An 18074-nucleotide genomic window follows, 5' to 3' on the forward strand; every position below is an offset into this window, starting at 1 on the left:
CAGCCGAAACCTCTTCAAAAGGTACCGGCGCGGGCGTCACTGTGTGACTGTTTCGTCACAGAGCGCACAGGAAGGCGTACACAATCGTGTCGTCCTCGAATCTTCCCTCCACCCAGCGGGGCAACTCCGCTCACGACACCACTCTCTGCGTGGACGATCTGCGCGACGCGCTGTCCACACACGGGATCACCCTGCCCTCGCTGCGGGTGGACCTGCCGAGCTTCGCGGGGACGTACCAGCCGTCGGCCGGCCTGGTCGCACTCGGCAACTGCAATGTGGCGACGGCGCGCAGGCTGGCGAGGGCGCTGCGGCGTGAGGTACCTCCACCGAGCCGGTCACCGCTGGACGTGGAGGTGGTCGCCGTACCGAAGGCACTCCAAGGGTTGCGCCGTACCGTCCGCCGCTACCTGGACGCGCCCTGCGCCGACGTCCAGCTCTGCGTCACCGAACTCGTCGGCAACGTCATCCGGCATGTGGGGGAGGGGGTCAGCGTTCGTGTACGGGTGGCCCGGACGGACGGTGGTCGCATTCGCGTCGAGGTCACCGACCCGGAGGCGCAAGCCCTCCCCGTACTCCTGCCTGCCACGGACGACGCTGAAGTGGGTCGTGGCCTCGCCCTGATCGACGCGGTGACCGTTCGGTGGGGTGTGGAGCAGGGGGTGGAGAAGACCGTGTGGTGTGAGCTGGCGGAGGAAGAGTGACCGGCCACCTCGGCGGGAGCACACGACAAGGGGCCGAGCTTCCGCCCGGCCCCTCGGAGGTGTGCTGCCGTGTCACGGCATGTGGTTGTCCTGGGTGGTGACGACCGTTGCCTGACCGTTCCCCGGGCTCACGGGCATGGCGTTGTCGGCCAGCGCAGGGCTCGCAGCGGCGGCGGTGGCTCCGAGGATCAGGGCGGCGGTGGCCACGATCTTCTTGGTGAGCGTCATAGCGTCCTCCCGTTGTTGAACCGGCATCGGTGGCCGACGTTAGCTCCTGAGGCGGGAGTTGTTCGATGAATTCGAACAGTTCCCGCCGCAGATCGGCTGGATCTTGCCCCGCACACGCCTCGGCCGCGGCGGCTCCCCCTCCGCGCCGCCGCGGCCGATCCCCGTCGGGATGGAAGTCCTCAGGACTTACTTGCCGTCCAGCTCCAGGGCGGGCGGGACGGGCGAGTGGTTGTCCATGGTGGTGATCGCGTCGTCGATCGGCGGGACGGGCGAGTGGTTGTCCATGGTGGTGATCGCGTCGTCGATCGGCGGGACCGGCGAGTGGTTGTCCAGCGTGATGATGTCCTCGGACTTCTTCTTGGCCTCGGCCATGTGCACGGCTCCCCTGAAGGTGAGTTGGATCTGAGCGGCCCCTGCCCGGTAACTCCCCCGAGTGCTCCCGAGCAGGGACCTGACAGGACTCTCGCATATCTGTCGAGTCCCGCAGCGGCCCGCCTGCCCCCCGACGCGACGGGTCGATGGGTTGAGCATGCCAGCGAGGCATAAACAATCGATGAACGCCGCTGTCGCCCGTCAGGCTGTGGAGACCGGTGACAGCAGCGCCCGGACGGCGTCGGCCTCCGGAGCGCCGGATTGCTCATAGAGGGGCAGCGCCTCAAGCCAACAGACCCGTGCGCGGTCGACCTGGCCCAAACCAGACAACGATCGACCCAAGGCTGTGAGGACGCCGGCGCGCACGCGGTCACCGCCGATGCATCCAATGGCCAGTGCTTGCTCTGCGTGTTTGGCGGACAACGTGTGTTGCCGCCCCACGAGGTGAGCCTGCGCGATACGGAAGTGAGTCGTCCCCTCCCACAGACGCTGCCGGTTCGTCTGGAACGTGTTCAGGGCGTCCGTAAGCTGCGCGAGGGCCTCGGACGGTCGTCCAGCCTCGGTCAACGCGAGCCCCAAGGCGTACCGGGCATTTGCCAGACGGACGGTGGCTCCCAGGCGGTCGTACAGATCGATTCCCTGCTGGGCAAGCGTTATCGCATGGCCGGTGCGTCCCATGGCCAGGTGGACGCGCGACAAGTTGCACAGAGCGCTTGCTTCACCTGCGAGGTTGCCATCCTGCCGCGACGCTTCGATGGCGCGCATGAGGTGTTGCTCAGCGTCCGCGTAGCGGCCCTGATTGAGGCCGATGATTCCCCGGTCGTTGCTCGTCCAGAAGACCGGCGTGGGATCTTCGGCTGTCTCCGCAAGCAGGCCTGCCAGTCGAGCTTCCTCGTCCGCCTCGCTGTAGCGGCCCGCCACGAGGTGGACGTTCGTCAGCACAGTACGGGCGCGGCCTTCAGCGTGCGCGTCGCCCGATGCCTGGGCGGCATCTCTGGCGGTGAGCGCGACAGACTCGTACTGCTTGGAGTTGGCCCCTGACTCCCCTAGATCTTTGGCAGCCCATAGAAGGTCCACGCCCCGGCGGATTCTGAGGTCGCCCAAGGCCTGACGAGCCGATGCCAGCAAGCAGTTGGCCTCGCAGTACAGCCAGTCCAGTGCCTCTTGGCGATTGTCAAAAATCAGCCCCGGGTACTCGGTCGGCTCCAGGTGCTCCACCAACCGGTCCCCCGGCCGCTCCATCGCATAAACCCGCGCTGCCGTCGCCAGATAAAAATCCAGCACCCGAGACATAGCCGCCTCCCGCTCGCTGGGCGGCCACTCGTCCCTTTCCGCGCATGACCGGGCGTACAGGCGGACCAGGTCGTGGAAGCGGTAGCGGCCCGGGGCCGCCGACTCCAGGAGGGACGTGTCCACCAGGGACTCCAGGAGGTCCTCCGTGTCCTCCGGGGGGAGGTCCAGGACCGCTGCCGCCGCGGCGAGGGAGATGTCCGGGCCGTCGGCCAGGCCCAGCAGGCGGAAGGCCCGGGCCTGGGCCGGCTCCAGTTGGCCGTAGCCCAGTTCGAAGGTGGCCTTCACCGCCAGGTCGCCGGCCTGCAACTCGTCCAGGCGGCGCCGTTCGTCCGCCAGCTTGGCCGCCAGGACGGAGACCGTCCAGGTGCGGCGGGCCGCCAGGCGGGACGCCGCGATGCGGATCGCCAGCGGGAGGAAGCCGCAGGCCGCCACCACGTCCAGCGCGGCCTCGCGCTCCGCCGCCACCCGCTCCTCGCCCACGATCCTCGTGAAGAGGGCCAGCGCCTCGTCGGGGGACATGACGTCCAGGTCGACCAGGTGGGCGCCGGCGAGGTCGAGCATGCGGACGCGGGAGGTGACCAGGGCCGCGCAGCCCTCGGTGCCGGGGAGCAGGGGCCGCACCTGGGCCGCGTCCTTCGCGTTGTCCAGCAGGACCAGGACCCGGCGGCCGTCCAGGACTGAGCGGTAGAGCGCCGAGCGTTCCTCCAGGGAGTCGGGGATCGCGGTGTCGGGTGTGCCCAGCGCCCGCAGGAAGGAGCCCAGGACCGTTTCGGGTTCGGCCGGGCGGGGGCCCGCGCCCTGGAGGTCCACGTACAGCTGGCCGTCGGGGAAGACCGGGCGGGCCCGGTGGGCCACGTGGACCGCCAGCGTCGTCTTGCCCACGCCGCCGATGCCGGCCAGGGCCGAGACCGCCATCACCCGGCCCCCCGCCTCGGACGCCGAGGACAGCACCTCGGTCAGGTCCGTCACGAAGGAGGAACGGCCGGTGAAGTCGGGGACGGAGGCGGGGAGCTGGGCCGGGCGGACCGGGGCCGCCGTCGGCTCCGTCACGGGGGCGGACGGTTCCGCCAGGGCCGGGTCCGCCTGGAGGATGCGCTGCTGGAGTTCGCTGAGTCCCGGGCGGGGGTCGACCCCCAGCTCCTCCGACAGCAGGCGGCGGGTGTCGGCGTAGACCGCGAGGGCCTCCGCCTGGCGTCCGCTCCTGTACAGCGCCAGCATCAGCAGTTCGCGCAGGCGCTCCCGGAGCGGGTGCGCCGCCGTCAGGGCCGTCAGTTCCGAGACCGCCTCCGCGTGGCAGCCCTGTTCCAGGTCCAGGTCCAGGCGGGTCTCCAGCAGGCCGAGCCGCCACTCCTCCAGGCGGGCCCGCTGGGCCTCGGCGTACGGGCCGGGGACGCCGGCCAGGGGTTCGCCGTCCCACAGGTCGAGGGCCTGGTTGAGCAGCGCGCGGGCCCGGCCGAGCTCCCCGGTGCCCCGCGCCTTCTCCGCCTCCGCCGCCAGGTCCTGCGCGACCGCCAGGTCCAGGGCGCCTTCGCGCAGGCCCCGGATCGCGTACCCGCCGGACTCGCTGATCAGGACGCCGTGGCTGAGCACCTTGCGCAGCCGGGAGGCGTACGTGCGGACCGCCGCCAGTGCCTGGGACGGCGGCTCGGGCCCCCACAGCGCGTCGATGAGCTCCGCCGCCGTGGCCGTACGGCCCTCGCGCAGCAGCAGGGCGGCCAGCAGGGCGCGCTGCTGGGGGGAGCCCGTGCTGAGCGCCTCCTCGCCGTGCCAGGCCCGCACCGGACCGAGCACGCCGAAGCGCAGCGGGCCGGGCTCCGCGACGGGCGCGGAGCCGGCACGCCGCTGCTCGGGTACTCGCGGCCCACCGTCCATGCGTTCGTCCCCCTCGGCATCACGAACAACCCCGTCAGTTTGCCTTGTTCCGGGCGGTTGCGTCAGCCGTGGGAGACGCCGATCACAGCGGGCCGCCCTGGGTGCACGAAGCCCTCACAACCTCTCCGCATGCCGGCTGCCGGACACCGGTAGCTGACGCTTCGTCAGAGTGCCGCTGCCGTGCAGGACATGGAGACCGCACAGTTACCGCTGACCATCTCCGTCGACGACCACACCGTGGAGCCGCCCGGGGTGTGGCCGGGCTGAGGAACCGGCGGGCGACGGGGCTCAGTCGGTCAGGTCCACCCGTACGGTCAGCAGGTCCGTGCCGAGCGCGCGTACCGCCGCGCTGTTGAGGCGGGGCAGGGTGCGCAGCCTGGCCGCGGGGTCGTCGTCGGGGAGCAGGTGGGCGGTGCCGTGGTGCCAGCGGCCGGCGATGCGGACCCGGACCGTGGGGTCGGCCTGGATGTTGCGCACGTACTGCGACTTCAGGCCGAACTCGGAGACCAGCCAGTAGGAGCTGCCGACCCGGCGCCCGCCGACCGGGGTCCGCCGGGGCAGGCCGGAGGTCCGGCCGGTGGTCTCCAGCAGGTTCTGGAACGGCAGGCGCCGGATGAGCGGGTTGGCGACGTACCGCTGGAAACGGGTCACGACGCGGTGCTTGCGGTCTGCGCGGCCTGGCATGACTCCGGCTCCCCTGTTCTCTCCCGGCCCGAGGACGCCAGCCTCCACCACGCCATGATGGAGCGCAACGGGGCCACGCCCCGCACCCGCCTCACCGCGCCGCCCCGGACCCCCCGGCTTCCGCGTGTCCGAGGAAGGCCGGGTTGGTGAACGCGGCCATCGCCCCCGGCACCGGGCCGAGCGCCGTCTCGTGCCGTAGTTCGGCCCGCACATAGGCCGCGCGGTCCGGGGTGGTGCGCCACTCCACGGTGCCCGTGCCGGACACCGGCAGCGGTTCGCCGGTGTACAGCACGCCCTGGTCGGTGACGAACCGCACCGAGCAGCGCGGCGCCCCGGACACCTCCAGCCGGACGGTCACCGGGGTGTCGTGCCGGGCCGCCAACCGCTCCCCGATCCCGGCCCGTTCACCGTCTTCGGCCGTCACGGAGAACGCCAGCGAGACCTGCCGTGACTCGGCCACGTACGACCGCCCGGCCCGCAGGCCCTCCTGGATCGCCTCCCGGGTCAGGCCGTCGGCGAGGACGACCGTCTGGGGCAGCCCGACGACGTCCGGGGCGCGATGGGCGTCGCTGTTGCCCATCGCCGGCAGCCACGCACGCTCGCCCCGCGCCGACGCCACCAGCCCCGCGTCCCAGGCCGCCAGCGCCAGTTCGTCGTCGGGTGTCCAGGGCCCGTTCCACACCTCCACGACGTCCGCCCGCGCGAACCCGAACTTCCAGCCGCAGCCCACGCAGTCGGCGTGCGGATGGGCCGGGACGACCAGACCGCCGGCCCGCCGGATCTCCCGCGCGAAGTGCGCCCAGCGGCCGTCCCTGGCCCGGTAGCGCCAGTCGACGAAGGTGCCCGGCTCGGTGCCGAGCGCCAGGACGTGCCCGTTCCTGGTGGTGACCTCCTCGCCGAGCAGCACCAGCAGGTCGTCGCCGGCCGCGTCGGCCCAGTGGGCGTGCGAGGCGTGCGTGTTGTGGTCGGAGCTGTTGAGGAAGTCGAGCCCGGCCGCGCGGGCCAGGTCCGCGATCTCGGCCGGGGTGCGGCGCCCGTCGGAGTGCCAGGAGTGCAGATGGCAGTCGCCCCGGTACCAGTCCCGCCCCCGCCCGCGGGCCCGGTCCGGCGGGTACACCGGCTCGGGCGTCTTTCCGGCCGCCCCCTCCGTCAGCGTGACGGTCACCTCGTACGACAGCCCCTGCGGCGCCACGGTGTACGGCCCGAGCACGAGGGACCAGGTGCCGGGCGTCAGCGGCCCCGGGAGGTACCCGGGCGTCGCCGCGTCCGCCCGCACGAAGAACTCGCCGCGTGCCCCGCCCGACCACCCCCGGAACCCCCGCCCGCCCAGATCGGTACCGCGCGTGTCGAACAGCCCGATGTCGAGGGCGTTGCCGGGGGTGCCGGGCGGGACGGGGGGTTTGTCGTAGGTGTAGGAGACCCGCAACTCCGCCGTGCCCGGCGGTACTTCGAACGGGACGTAGACGTAGTCGGGGGAGCCCGGGGGGAGAGTGCCGCGCAAGGTGGTCACAAGGCCCACGGTAGGCGCCCGCCGGAGCGCGGGACAGTATCGATATGCGCCGCTCCCGCGTGGGCGCGGCAAGCCGCGACGGACCCGCACGCACCCCTGACGAGCGACCAACCGGTCGGTACGATGCCCCATGCGCATCTCCGTCACGATCTTCCTCACCGACGAGACCATCACCCCCACCCACCTCGCCCGCGAACTGGAACAACGCGGGTTCTGCGGCCTCTACCTCCCGGAACACACCCACATCCCGGTCGACCGCACCACCCCCTACCCCGCCGGCGGCGACCTCCCGCGCGAGTACGGCCGCACCCTCGACCCCTTCGTGGCCCTGGCCCAGGCCGCGGCCGTGACCCGGCGGCTGGCGCTCGGTACCGGCATCACCCTCGTCGCCCAGCACGACCCCATCGACCTCGCCAAGCAGATCGCCTCCCTCGACCACCTGTCCGGCGGCCGTTTCACCCTCGGCCTCGGCTACGGCTGGAACGTGGAGGAGGCCGCCGACCACGGCGTGACCTGGCGGACCCGCCGGGAGCTGGTCCGGGACCGGATGGCGCTGATGCGCGCGCTGTGGAGCGAGGAGCCGACCGCGTACGAGGGGCAGTTCGGCGCCGTACGGGCCAGCTTCGCCCACCCCAAGCCCGCCCAGAAGCCGCGCGGCCCGGTCGTCGGCCCCCGCACGCTCGTCGGCGGGGCCGCCGGACCCAAGCTGTTCGCGCACATCGCCGAGTACGCCGACGGCTGGCTGCCGATCGGGGGGCGCGGACTGTCCGAGTCGCTGCCCGTGCTGCGCTCGGTGTGGGCGGACGCGGGCCGCGACCCGGCCGCCCTCCAGGTCGTCCCGTACGCCGTCCAGCCCACCCCCGGCAAGCTCGCCCACTACGCCGAACTGGGCATCGAGGAGGTCGTGGTGCAGTTGCCGCCGGCCCGGGAGGAGGAGGTGCTGCGGGCGCTCGACGCCTACGGCCCCCTCCTCACGGACAGTGCCCCGCAACAGTGATCAAACGCGAACGTATGCTCAAGGAATGACGACTTCCGCGACCTCCGGAACCGGCCCCACCGAGAACTCCATGCGTCGCGCCCTCAAACGCGCCCGGGACGGCGTCGCCCTCGACGTCGCCGAGGCGGCGGTGCTGCTCCAGGCGCGGGGTGAGGACCTCACCGACCTCGCCGCCTCCGCCGCCCGGGTGCGGGACGCGGGCCTGGAGGCGGCGGGCAGGCCCGGCGTGATCACATACTCGAAGAGCGTCTTCATCCCCCTGACCCGGCTGTGCCGGGACAAGTGCCACTACTGCACGTTCGTCACCGTGCCCGGCAAGCTGCGCCGCGCCGGGCACGGCATGTTCATGTCCCCCGACGAGGTGCTGGACATCGCCCGCAAGGGTGCCGCCCTCGGCTGCAAGGAAGCCCTGATCACCCTCGGCGACAAGCCGGAGGACCGCTGGCCGGAGGCGCGCGAGTGGCTCGACGCGCACGGCTACGACGACACCATCGCCTACGTCCGCGCCATCTCCATCCGCATCCTGGAGGAGACGGGACTCCTTCCCCACCTCAACCCGGGCGTCATGACGTGGACCGACTTCCAGCGGCTGAAGCCCGTCGCGCCCAGCATGGGCATGATGCTGGAGACGACCGCGACCCGCCTGTGGTCCGAGCCGGGCGGCCCGCACCACGGCTCCCCGGACAAGGAACCGGCCGTCCGGCTGCGCGTCCTGGAGGACGCCGGCCGCTCCTCCGTCCCCTTCACCTCCGGCCTGCTCATCGGCATCGGCGAGACCTACGAGGAGCGCGCGGAGTCCCTGTTCGCGCTCCGGAAGGTCTCCCGGGCCTACCACGGCATCCAGGAGCTGATCATCCAGAACTTCCGCGCCAAGCCGGACACGGCGATGCGCGGCATGCCGGACGCCGAACTGGACGACCTGGTCGCCACGGTGGCCGTCGCCCGGCACATCATGGGCCCCTCCGCCTGCCTCCAGGCCCCGCCGAACCTGGTCGACGCCGAGTACGAGCGGCTGATCGGCGCCGGCATCGACGACTGGGGCGGGGTCTCCCCGCTGACCATCGACCATGTCAACCCCGAGCGCCCCTGGCCGCAGATCGACGAACTCACCGAGCGCTCCCGCGCCGCCGGCTTCGAACTGCGCGAACGCCTCTGCGTCTACCCGGAGTTCGTCCGCCGCGGCGAGCCCTGGCTGGACCCGCGGCTGCGCCCGCACGTGTCCGCCCTCGCCGACCCGGTCACGGGCCTCGCCCTGCCGGACGCGCCGGTCACCGGCCGGCCCTGGCAGGAGCCCGAGGAGGTGTTCACCGCCACCGGCCGCACGGACCTGCACACGTCCATCGACACCGAGGGACGCACCGGCGACCGGCGCGCCGACTTCGACGAGGTGTACGGCGACTGGGAGGCCCTGCGGGAGGCGGCGGCCCCCGGCATGGCCCCCGAACGCATCGACGCCGACGTCCGCGAGGCGCTGCGCACGGCGGCCGACGACCCCACCCGGCTGACCGACGCCGAGGCCCTCGCCCTGCTGCACGCGGACGGTCCGGCGCTGGACGCGCTGTGCCGGGTCGCCGACGACGTCCGCAGGTCGGCCGTCGGTGACGACGTCACCTACATCGTCACCCGGAACATCAACTTCACCAACGTCTGCTACACCGGCTGCCGGTTCTGCGCCTTCGCGCAGCGCCGCACGGACGCGGACGCGTACACCCTCTCGCTGGAGCAGGTCGCCGACCGCGCCCAGCAGGCGTGGGACGTGGGCGCGGTCGAGGTGTGCATGCAGGGCGGCATCCACCCGGACCTGCCGGGCACCGCGTACTTCGACATCGCGAAGGCGGTGAAGGAGCGCGTCCCCGGGATGCACGTCCACGCCTTCTCCCCGATGGAGGTGGTGAACGGCGCGACCCGGACGGGCCTGTCCATCCGCGAATGGCTCTCGGCCGCCAAGGAGGCGGGCCTGGACTCCGTGCCCGGTACGGCGGCGGAGATCCTGGACGACGAGGTCCGCTGGGTGCTGACCAAGGGCAAGCTGCCCGCGGCCACCTGGATCGAGGTGATCCGCACCGCGCACGAGCTGGGCATCCGCTCGTCGTCCACGATGATGTACGGGCACGTGGACCAGCCCCGGCACTGGCTCGGCCATCTGCGCACGCTGGCCGGCATCCAGCGCGAGACGGGCGGCTTCACCGAGTTCGTGACGCTCCCCTTCATCCACACCAACGCGCCGGTGTACCTGGCGGGCATCGCGCGTCCCGGCCCGACGATGCGGGACAACCGGGCGGTGACGGCGATGGCCCGTCTCCTGCTGCACCCGTGGATCCCCAACATCCAGACGAGCTGGGTCAAACTGGGCACCGAGGGGGCGGCGGAGATGCTCCGCTCCGGCGCGAACGACCTCGGCGGGACGCTGATGGAGGAGACGATCTCCCGCATGGCGGGCTCCTCGTACGGCTCGTACAAGTCGATCCGCGACCTGGTCGCGGTGGCGGAGGCGGCCGGCCGCCCCGCGAAGCCGCGCACCACCCTCTACGGCGAGGTGCCGGAGGAACGGCGGCGGGCGGCCGAGGCGTCCGACGGGCACCTGCCGGACCTGCTGCCGGTCCTGGACTGAGCGGCCTCCCGGACCGATCCCCCTCCGCGGACTGAGTACGATGATCCGACCCCTGTGCTGAGAAGGGGGACCCGTAGCGGAGGAGATGCGTCCCGTGGCTGCCCGACTGCCCTCGTGGGCCTGGGTCACCGGTCTGACGGCGGGGGCGACCGCTGCCGTCGTCGCCCTCGCCGTGCAGGCGAACCACGGGCCGCATCCCACGGCCGCCGTGACCAGGCCCAGCGCCTCGGCGACGGCGAGCCCCCACGCGTCGCTGACGCCGAGCACGCCGTCCGCCCCCGCCCTGCCGGACGAGTCCGGCGAGGGCCGCCGGATCGTGTACTCGCTCGGTGAGAAGCGGATCTGGCTGGTCGACGCGACCGGCAAGGCGGCCCGCACGTTCACGGTGTGGCCGGGCACGGTGAGCCCGCAGCCCGGCCGCTACTCGATCACCCTGCGCACCCAGTCCCTCAAGGGCTCGGACGGCGTGCAGATCGAGCACATCATGTACTTCACCAAGGTGTCCGGCGTGAACATCGCCTTCTCCAACGCCCTGGACGGCTCCTCGCCGCCGCCCGCGAACGGCCAGAAACTGGGCGGCATCCGCCTCCACAAGGAGGACGGAGCCGCCCTGTGGGCCTTCGGCGACCAGGGCACCCGCGTCGCGGTCGTCAAGTAGCGTCCCCGCGGGACCACTCGGAAGCGGGGGTCGACGTGGTGCGGTCCGGCGGAACCGGGGTCGCGGTCGCCGTCGGCAGATCCTCTTCCGGCCGGTGCGCACCGGTCCACTCCGTGGCGCCGTCGACCCGTACGTCCGCCAGGCCGGCCCCGGCGAGTTCCGCTCCGGTCACATCCGCTCCCCTCAGGTCCGCCTCCGTCAGGTCCGCCTCCCGCAGGTCCGTCTTGTAGAGGTTCGCCCGCGACAGATCGGCACCGCGCAGGATCGTCCGCCTCAGCGCGGCACCCCGCAGGTCCGCGCCGGACAGCTTCGTGCCTCCCAGGTCACCGCGCGAGAACACCGCGTCGGCGAGCAGCGCACCGCTCAGATCGGCGCCTTTGAGATCGACGTCGGCGAGCTGGACGCCCCGCAGATCGATGGCCCGGTCCCCGTCGTGCGCGGGATCGCGCTGACCGAGCACGGAGAGCGCCGCCTGGATGTCGGGTGCCTTCTGCGCCGAGGTCACCTTCTTGGCCGCGTGGGTGCGGATGTACTGGGGCAGGTCGTCGATCACCGACGGCTGCTTCCGCGGCGAGTCCTCCATGATGCCCTGCAAGGAGAAGATCGCCCCCCTGCGGATGTTGACGGAGTCGTCGTCCAGCCGCTCGATCGCCTTGTCGTACCGGTCCGCGATCTGTCCCTGCTCCGAGATGGTCAGCTCCTCGGACACCTGCGTGACGGACACCCAGGTGAAGACCAGGGTGGCGACCGCCGTCAGCCCGGGGAGCAGCGTCGCGAGGAGCCCCGCCCGCTGAGCCCAGCCCTCCGGGCCGGCCGCCGGACCGGTCCCCGCTCCCGCCGCGCCGCCGGTCCGCTCCGGAGCCCTCGGGCGGTACCCGGGGCGGCGCGCGCCCAGCGGAGCCCGGGACCGCTGCCCGGCCGCCCGGCCGGCCCGCGCCCGGCGCTCGGCGATCCGCCGCAGCTGTCCGCTCCGCGCCCCCGCCCGGGGTACGCCCCGCGTCATGCGGGGTCGGCCCGCCGGACCGGACCCGGCAGCAGGTTGACGATCAACGCGACACCGCTGAGCAGGAACACGCGGGTCGCCGCGTCCAGGCCGTTCCACGTCTTCGACTGCCACATCGCGAACCACTCACCGCCGATCGCGATGAACCCGGCGCCGAAGAGCAGCAGGAGCATCAGCAGACCGTAGGTGGACCAGCGCCGGGCGAGGTCGTCCCTCCGCCGCGCCCACAGGTACGTCCCCCGGATCAGCAGCAGGGCCGCCACCGTCTCCCACACGATGACGAGGACGTACGCGGTGTCCTGAAGCGCGGTACTGGTGACGGCCCGCCACATCAGATCGTCGTCCTTGAACGTCGTGTCCATCGCCAGCACATGCCGCACGAACTGCTGGTTGGTCCCGAAGTCCGTGATGTTCCCGAGCGCGACCAGGGCGATGTAGAGGGCGAGTATGCCGGTGAGCACACCGGCGGCAAGCCTGAGACCGGTGTGCTGGGTGGGGGTGGTGGTCATGGCTGGATTCTTCCCGGTGGCCGCCCCGGTCCGCCGTACGCATTGCGCCAGAATCCGGCCGGGAGGCACTCAACGGGCCGTCCCTGGTCGATTACAGTGCTGGCGTCGTACAGGCGGACGGTGCCAGGGGAGGTCTGGTGGGGGCGACAGCCGGTGCCGTCTGGGGGCGTGCCGAGCAGCAGGACTTCCGGAGCCGGGTGCGGGGCACACTGCTCGGGGCCGCGGTGGGCGACGCGCTGGGCGGGCCCGCCGATCCCCTGTCCCTGGCGGAGATCCGGGCCGCGTACGGGGGTGAGGGCCTGCTGGACCTGGCCTTCGGGCACGGGCGGCGCGGCACGGTCACCCACCACACCCAGCTCACCCTGTTCACCGTGGACGGGCTGATACGCGCCCAGGTGCGCCGCGACACCGGCGCCTGGCACCCGCCGACCGATCTGCACCGGGCCTATCTGCGCTGGGCGGCCACCCAGCGGGACTGGGGGCCCGACGAGCGCCGCAAGGAGGACGGCTGGCTGGCCCGCGAGGAGTGGCTGTACGCCCGCCGGGACCCCACCCGTGCCCTGCTCATCGGGTTCGGCGACGACACCATGGGCACGCTGGAGTCCCCGAAGAGCCCGGGGGAGCTGGGGCCGGAGGCGGTCGCCCGCTCGGCACCCTTCGGCCTCCTCGTCGGCTGGGAACCCCAACTGGTCGTCCAGCTGGCCGTGGAGTGCGCCGCCCAGACCCACGGCCACCCCATCGCCTACCTGTCGGCGGGCGCGTACGCCGTGATCGTGCACGCGCTGGCCCGCGGCGACAGCCTGGACGGTGCCGTGCAGCGGGCCCTCGCGCTGCTCGCCGTCCGCCCCGGCCACCAGCCGGTCTCCGATGCCCTCCAGCACGCCCTCGGCGCGGTACGGCAGGGGATGCCGACCCCGGCCCGGGTGGAGGAGCTGGCCGGCGACGGTACGGCGGACGGGCTGCTGGCCGCCTCCGTGTACTGCGCGCTGGTGGGGGAGGACGTACGGCACGGGCTGTGCCTGGCGGTGAACCAGAGCGGCCCCTCCGCCGCGGCGGGCGCCCTCACCGGGGGCCTCCTCGGTGCCCTGCACGGCGAGACGGCCCTCCCGCCGGCCTGGCTGGCCGAACTGGAGGGCCGCCCCACGATCCTGGAACTGGCCGACGACTTCGCGATGGAGATGACCCAGGGCCCCGCACTGCACGGCCCGGCCGGCTCGTCACCGGGGTGGCTGGCCCGGTACCCGCGGGCGTGAGCGCGGCTTCAGGCGGCGGACCCTACGGCGCTCCCACCACGTCGTCGCCCGCGGTGGCCGGCACCGGCACCGCCGCCACCGCGTCCCCGTCCGTGTTGACCTTCTCGATGACGGCCAGGCGGGCCGGGGTGTCCTCCGGCTTGAGGTAGCCGATCAGGATGTACAGGACCAGGGAGACCGCGAGCGGGATCGAGACCTGGTACTGGAGCGGCACGCCGCCGTCGACGTTCCAGTTGATGGGGTAGTTGACCAGCCAGAAGGCCAGCAGACCCGCCGCCCAGCTGGTGAGTGCCGCCGTCGGGCCGGAGCGGCGGAACGGGCGGAGCAGGCCGAGCATCATCGGGATCGCGATCGGTCCCATCAGACCGGCCACCCACTTGATGACGACGGTGATGATGTCCTTCAGGGTGGGGGAGTTGACCTGGGTCGCGACGGCCATGGACAGGCCGAGGAAGACGACCGTCGTGACGCGGGCCGCGATCAGACCGGAGCGCTCGCCCCAGGCCCGCGCCTTGGCCGACAGCACCGGCGCCACGTCCCGGGTGAACACGGCGGCGATCGCGTTGGCGTCGGAGGAGCACATCGCCATGGTGTGGGAGAAGAACCCGACGATGACGAGGCCCAACAGGCCGTGCGGCAGGAGCTGTTCGGTCATCAGGGCGTAGGAGTCTGAGCCGTCCGGCTTCTGCGCGTGGACCAGCAGCGGGGACATCCACATCGGGAAGAACAGCACCACCGGCCAGACCAGCCACAGCACCGCCGAGAGCCGGGCCGAGCGCTCGGCCTCGTAGGCGCTGCCGGTGGCCATGTAGCGCTGGGCCTGGTTGAGCATGCCGCCGTTGTACTCGAAGAGCTTGATGAAGAGGAACGCGAGGAGGAACACCGTGCCGTAGGGGCCGACCAGCGGCTTGCCGTGGCCGTGCAGGGCCGGCTCGTCCCAGGCGCCGAAGAAGCCGATGTTCTTGTCGTTCAGCTTCAGCACGACCGCCACGAACATCGCGACACCGGCGAGCAACTGGATGACGAACTGGCCGAGTTCGGTCAGTGCGTCCGCCCACAGGCCGCCGATCGTGCAGTAGACGGCGGTGATCGCGCCGGTGATGAGGATGCCCTGGTTCAGCGAGATGCCGGTGAAGACGGACAGCAGGGTGGCGATGGCCGCCCACTTGGCGCCCACGTCCACGATCTTCAGCAGCATGCCGGACCAGGCGAGCGCCTGCTGCGTGGGCAGGTTGTAACGGTTCTTCAGGTACTCCAGCGGGGAGGCCACATGGAGCCGGGAACGCAGTCGGTTGATGCGGGGCGCGAACAGCTTCGACCCGATGGCGATGCCGAGCGCGATGGGGAAGGACCAGGTGATGAAGGAGGTGACGCCGTAGGTGTAGGCGATGCCCGCGTACCCGGTGAACATCACGGCGCTGTAGCCCGACATGTGGTGCGAGATGCCGGAGAGCCACCAGGGCATCTTGCCGCCGGCCGTGAAGAAGTCGGAAACGTTGTCCACGCGCTTGTGCGACCAGACGCCGATCGCGACCATCACACCGAAGTAGCCGATGAGCACGGCCCAGTCGAGACTGTTCATGTGCCCGATCGTGGGTCTGCTCACATGAACACGACAAGCAAGCGTAAGGTCAAGTCAGAGTAAAATTGTTCTGCTTGCTGATCTGTGTTCATCAACGTGAACGGCCAGGCGGGTCGGACGAGTTGGGTCAGCGCATCAGCTCGCCCGCGTTGACCAGCAACGGCCGACCCGTGATCGCCCGCGCCCGGTCCGAGGCGAGGAACACCGCCGCATCCGCCACATCCCCCAGGCGGCCGCCTGCACCACGGCGTCGATCCCGCGAACCGCTCCCGCGCCGGCGCCGCCAGCGCCTCGCACTGCCCCTCGTCCGTGATGTCCGTCGCCCGGAACGCCGTCCGCGTGCCCCCCGGATCGATCCCGGCCGCGCTCTTGGCGAGGTTCGCCTCCGTGCGCGCCCCGAGCACCGCGTTCCCGCCGCCCCGCAAGACGGCCTTGCCCGCGAGCAGGGACATGGCCCCTTCTTCGGTACGGCGCTTCATCTGACAGGGCGTCAGAGTATGGGCGACCGCAGAAAAGGGGGACCGCATGAGCGAGGACACCCGCAGCGAGCGGTACGCCGAACTGGCCGCCGTCGGCCCGCACGGCGTCCGCCCCGGCCACGCGCTGATCACCATGGTCGAGCCGCACCCCGGCCACGAGTACGCGTACAACCGCCGGCACGAGGACGACCACTACTACGCCTACCTCACCACCTACTGGATCACCGCCGGCCGCTACGACGACCACATGAAGTGGACGGTCGCCATCGATGGAGGCTGGACGGGCAGGTGGCCGCGGCGGGGCTGGGCCGGGTGGAGCCGGTGGCGCCGTTCATCCCGACGGTGCCGGGCACCGACACGTACGCCGACCGGCTCCGCTGACCGTCAGGGCTTCCTCAGTTCGTCGGGGCACGGCGTACCGCGCGGCAGCTGGTACGGCGCGGCCAGCCGGTACGTGCCCGGCTTCGGCGCGAGCAGCGTGGTCCACTTGTCCCCGTCGACGTCCTCGGGCGTGGCCATCAGGCACGCCTTGACCTTCTCGTAGGACTGGCTCTTGCCGTGCTCGTCGACGATGCTCAGCCACGGCGAGTACGGGATGCGGATCAGGATGCGCCCGGCCTTGCTCACCCGCAGCGTCATCTCGCCCTGCTCGGCCCGGTCCACCACCGCGTTCGGCTCGGCGAGCGGCGCCGGATCGGTCACCTTGAACAGCTGCCAGTTCGCGTCGCCCCAGACCTGCTTCAGATACGGCATCCCGCGCCGCAGCAGCTGCCGCTCGCGCACGCCGCCGTCACCGTCCGGGTTGTCCTTCGGCAGCACCACGTAGTGCACGGCCCACCGCTGGAGCCACTCGTGGTAGTTCGCCGAGTTGAGCGTGTCGTCGTAGAAGAGCGGGTTGCGCTCCATGTCGGCCTGCCGGTTCCAGCCGCGGGCCAGGTTGACGTACGGCGCGAGCGCGGAGGCCTCGCGGTGCGAGCGGGCCGGGACCACCTCGACCCGGCCCTTCTCGGCGCCGGCCTTCTGGAGCTCGTGGACCAGCGGGGCGAGTTCCCGCGCCCAGGACGCGGCCGGGGTGGTGTGGAGGATGTCGTCCACCGACTTGAAGCCGAGCCAGCCGACGAAGCCGAGGAAGGCCAGCACGGTCACGTACCACTTGCGGGACTTCGGCACGGTGTACGGCAGCGCCGCGATCAGGGTCGCGCCCGCGAACAGCATCGGCAGCCGCGAGATGTTGGACCCGATCTGCGAGCTGATCAGCCACACCAGGACGACGGCGACGCTGTAGACGGCGGCCGTCAGCCGGACCGTCACCCAGTCCTTCGGCACCAGGAACAGGCACAGCAGGCCGTACGTCAGCGGCATGATCACCGAGCCGAACCCCATCGGCTGGGTGCCGGAGAACGGGAACAGCCAGGCCGACACCGCGACCACCGCCGCCGGCGCGAGCCCCAGCGCCCACGCGCCCGGCCGCCGCTTCTGGAGGAACAGGGCGACCGCGACCAGGCCCACGAACAGCCCCGCGACCGGCGAGGCCATCGTGGCGAGCGCCGCGAGCGGGGCGGCGACCAGGGCCTTCGCCCAGCGTTTGAACCGCCACCGGTACGGCCAGCAGAACACCGCCGCGACCGAGCCGAGCGCGAACATCGTGCCGAGCCCGAAGGTCACCCGGCCGGAGATCGCGTTGCACAGGAACGCGAAGACTCCGGCGAGCGAGGCCCACAGCGGGTTCTTCACCGCCCGGCTGCGGATCAGCACCATGGTCAGCAGACCGGCCGAGGCCGTCCCGGCGATCATCATCGTCGTCCGCACGCCGAGCACCGACATCAGATACGGCGACACCACGCTGTACGACACCGGGTGCATGCCGCCGTACCAGGCGAGGTTGTACGCCGAGTCCGGGTGCCGGCCGACGAACTCCGCCCACGCGTCCTGCGCGGCGAGATCGCCACCGCTGTTCGCGAACGTGAAGAACCAGATGATGTGCAGCACGCCCGAGAGCACCGTCATCGACAGTACGGGGTGCCGGAGCAGCCGCTGCCGCAGCGGTTCCAGGGCGGCGAGCAGACGGGCGCGTCGGCCGGGACGCACCCCGGCCTCGGGCCCGGCGGTGCGCCGGTCCGGGTCAGTCGTGGACAGACGTATTCGCGGGCCGGGTCCCGGGCCCGGATCCGCGTCGTCGGCGTGTGTCGGCTCCGCTGTGGCCACCTGAAGGCACTCCCCGTGTCCCGTCTTCTGTTCTCGGCCGCTTCCCTAGGAGTACCCGGCCGCGTCCGGTCCAGTTCGCCGTCCTGTCCCGGGACCGGCGACCTGCCCCGATTCGTG

14 protein-coding genes and 2 pseudogenes are annotated in these 18074 nt (G+C 71.9%); 6 read left to right on the forward strand and 10 right to left on the reverse strand.

Annotated features, from left to right (window positions below; genetic code table 11):
- Positions 1-86: 86 nt before the first annotated feature.
- The gene (locus tag AQJ11_RS52450; protein ID WP_059264633.1) at positions 87-701 is read left to right on the forward strand and encodes an ATP-binding protein; all 615 of its coding nucleotides are present in this window, start codon (positions 87-89) and stop codon (positions 699-701) included.
- A 72-nt stretch (positions 702-773) separates the two neighbouring features.
- On the opposite strand, the gene AQJ11_RS49940 is transcribed toward AQJ11_RS52450, so the two are convergent.
- The 5 genes from AQJ11_RS49940 to AQJ11_RS26635 form a co-directional block, all read right to left on the reverse strand.
- The gene (locus AQJ11_RS49940) at positions 774-929 is read right to left on the reverse strand and encodes a hypothetical protein (protein WP_167360878.1); all 156 of its coding nucleotides are present in this window, start codon (positions 927-929) and stop codon (positions 774-776) included.
- Between the two features lie 186 nt (positions 930-1115).
- Complete coding sequence (gene afsS, locus AQJ11_RS26620) at positions 1116-1301, reverse strand: regulatory protein AfsS (protein WP_059264634.1); 186 nt, start codon at positions 1299-1301, stop codon at positions 1116-1118.
- 201 nt (positions 1302-1502) lie between these two features.
- On the reverse strand, positions 1503-4466 hold the full coding sequence (gene afsR / locus AQJ11_RS26625) for an SARP-family global regulator AfsR (protein ID WP_159061692.1): 2964 nt from the start codon (positions 4464-4466) through the stop codon (positions 1503-1505).
- 288 nt (positions 4467-4754) lie between these two features.
- Positions 4755-5150, reverse strand: a complete 396-nt coding sequence (locus AQJ11_RS26630; RefSeq protein ID WP_059264635.1) for a nitroreductase/quinone reductase family protein — start codon at positions 5148-5150, stop codon at positions 4755-4757.
- 91 nt (positions 5151-5241) lie between these two features.
- Positions 5242-6660: a CehA/McbA family metallohydrolase gene (locus AQJ11_RS26635; RefSeq protein WP_059264636.1), complete on the reverse strand. Its 1419-nt coding sequence runs from the start codon at positions 6658-6660 to the stop codon at positions 5242-5244.
- Positions 6661-6790: 130 nt separating this feature from the next.
- Here AQJ11_RS26635 and AQJ11_RS26640 point away from each other — a divergent pair, with 130 nt between their 5' ends.
- The 3 genes from AQJ11_RS26640 (at position 6791) to AQJ11_RS26650 (ending at position 10926) form a co-directional block, all read left to right on the forward strand.
- Positions 6791-7657 carry an LLM class F420-dependent oxidoreductase gene (locus AQJ11_RS26640; protein WP_059264637.1) on the forward strand — a complete coding sequence of 289 codons (867 nt, stop codon included), beginning with the start codon at positions 6791-6793 and terminating at the stop codon, positions 7655-7657.
- Positions 7658-7682: 25 nt separating this feature from the next.
- Entirely contained in the window at positions 7683-10268 is a 2586-nt protein-coding gene (locus AQJ11_RS26645) for a bifunctional FO biosynthesis protein CofGH (RefSeq protein WP_059264638.1), read from the forward strand.
- Positions 10269-10362: 94 nt separating this feature from the next.
- Entirely contained in the window at positions 10363-10926 is a 564-nt protein-coding gene (locus AQJ11_RS26650) for a hypothetical protein (RefSeq protein WP_079082409.1), read from the forward strand.
- On the opposite strand, the gene AQJ11_RS51225 is transcribed toward AQJ11_RS26650, so the two are convergent.
- Complete coding sequence (locus AQJ11_RS51225) at positions 10919-11929, reverse strand: pentapeptide repeat-containing protein (protein ID WP_244218357.1); 1011 nt, start codon at positions 11927-11929, stop codon at positions 10919-10921. The two genes, AQJ11_RS26650 and AQJ11_RS51225, sit on opposite strands and share 8 nt — an antisense overlap.
- Entirely contained in the window at positions 11926-12438 is a 513-nt protein-coding gene (locus tag AQJ11_RS26660) for a DUF2165 domain-containing protein (RefSeq protein ID WP_014673302.1), read from the reverse strand. Before AQJ11_RS26660 ends, AQJ11_RS51225 begins: the two co-directional genes overlap by 4 nt.
- A 137-nt stretch (positions 12439-12575) precedes the next feature.
- Here AQJ11_RS26660 and AQJ11_RS26665 point away from each other — a divergent pair, with 137 nt between their 5' ends.
- Positions 12576-13691, forward strand: a complete 1116-nt coding sequence (locus tag AQJ11_RS26665; protein WP_014673301.1) for an ADP-ribosylglycohydrolase family protein — start codon at positions 12576-12578, stop codon at positions 13689-13691.
- Between the two features lie 22 nt (positions 13692-13713).
- Here AQJ11_RS26665 and AQJ11_RS26670 read toward each other — a convergent pair whose 3' ends face one another.
- The gene (locus AQJ11_RS26670; RefSeq protein WP_014673300.1) at positions 13714-15273 is read right to left on the reverse strand and encodes a sodium:solute symporter family protein; all 1560 of its coding nucleotides are present in this window, start codon (positions 15271-15273) and stop codon (positions 13714-13716) included.
- A gap of 225 nt (positions 15274-15498) precedes the next feature.
- Positions 15499-15725: pseudogene (locus AQJ11_RS51230) on the reverse strand (SDR family NAD(P)-dependent oxidoreductase); the annotation flags it as partial.
- Positions 15726-15798: 73 nt separating this feature from the next.
- Here AQJ11_RS51230 and AQJ11_RS46305 point away from each other — a divergent pair.
- Positions 15799-16023, forward strand: a pseudogene (locus AQJ11_RS46305) (hypothetical protein); the annotation flags it as partial.
- A 113-nt stretch (positions 16024-16136) separates the two neighbouring features.
- Here the strand turns inward: AQJ11_RS46305 and AQJ11_RS26680 are convergent.
- Positions 16137-17957 (reverse strand): MFS transporter, encoded by a 1821-nt coding sequence (locus tag AQJ11_RS26680; RefSeq protein ID WP_208616620.1) that lies wholly within the window; start codon positions 17955-17957, stop codon positions 16137-16139.
- Positions 17958-18074 lie beyond the last annotated feature (117 nt).

This window comes from Streptomyces corchorusii (assembly GCF_001514055.1).
GTDB classification, from domain to species: Bacteria; Actinomycetota; Actinomycetes; order Streptomycetales; family Streptomycetaceae; genus Streptomyces; species Streptomyces olivaceoviridis.

Excerpts from the sequence above, each read along its gene's own strand:
- AQJ11_RS26630 (WP_059264635.1), bottom strand. The coding sequence starts at position 5,150 with ATGCCAGGCCGCGCAGACCGCAAGCACCGCGTCGTGACCCGTTTCCAG.
- AQJ11_RS26660 (WP_014673302.1), bottom strand. The coding sequence starts at position 12,438 with ATGACCACCACCCCCACCCAGCACACCGGTCTCAGGCTTGCCGCCGGT.
- AQJ11_RS51225 (WP_244218357.1), bottom strand. The coding sequence starts at position 11,929 with ATGACGCGGGGCGTACCCCGGGCGGGGGCGCGGAGCGGACAGCTGCGG.
- afsS (WP_059264634.1), bottom strand. The coding sequence starts at position 1,301 with ATGGCCGAGGCCAAGAAGAAGTCCGAGGACATCATCACGCTGGACAAC.
- AQJ11_RS26640 (WP_059264637.1), top strand. The coding sequence starts at position 6,791 with ATGCGCATCTCCGTCACGATCTTCCTCACCGACGAGACCATCACCCCC.
- AQJ11_RS26670 (WP_014673300.1), bottom strand. The coding sequence starts at position 15,273 with ATGAACAGTCTCGACTGGGCCGTGCTCATCGGCTACTTCGGTGTGATG.
- AQJ11_RS49940 (WP_167360878.1), bottom strand. The coding sequence starts at position 929 with ATGACGCTCACCAAGAAGATCGTGGCCACCGCCGCCCTGATCCTCGGA.
- afsR (WP_159061692.1), bottom strand. The coding sequence starts at position 4,466 with ATGGACGGTGGGCCGCGAGTACCCGAGCAGCGGCGTGCCGGCTCCGCG.
- AQJ11_RS26645 (WP_059264638.1), top strand. The coding sequence starts at position 7,683 with ATGACGACTTCCGCGACCTCCGGAACCGGCCCCACCGAGAACTCCATG.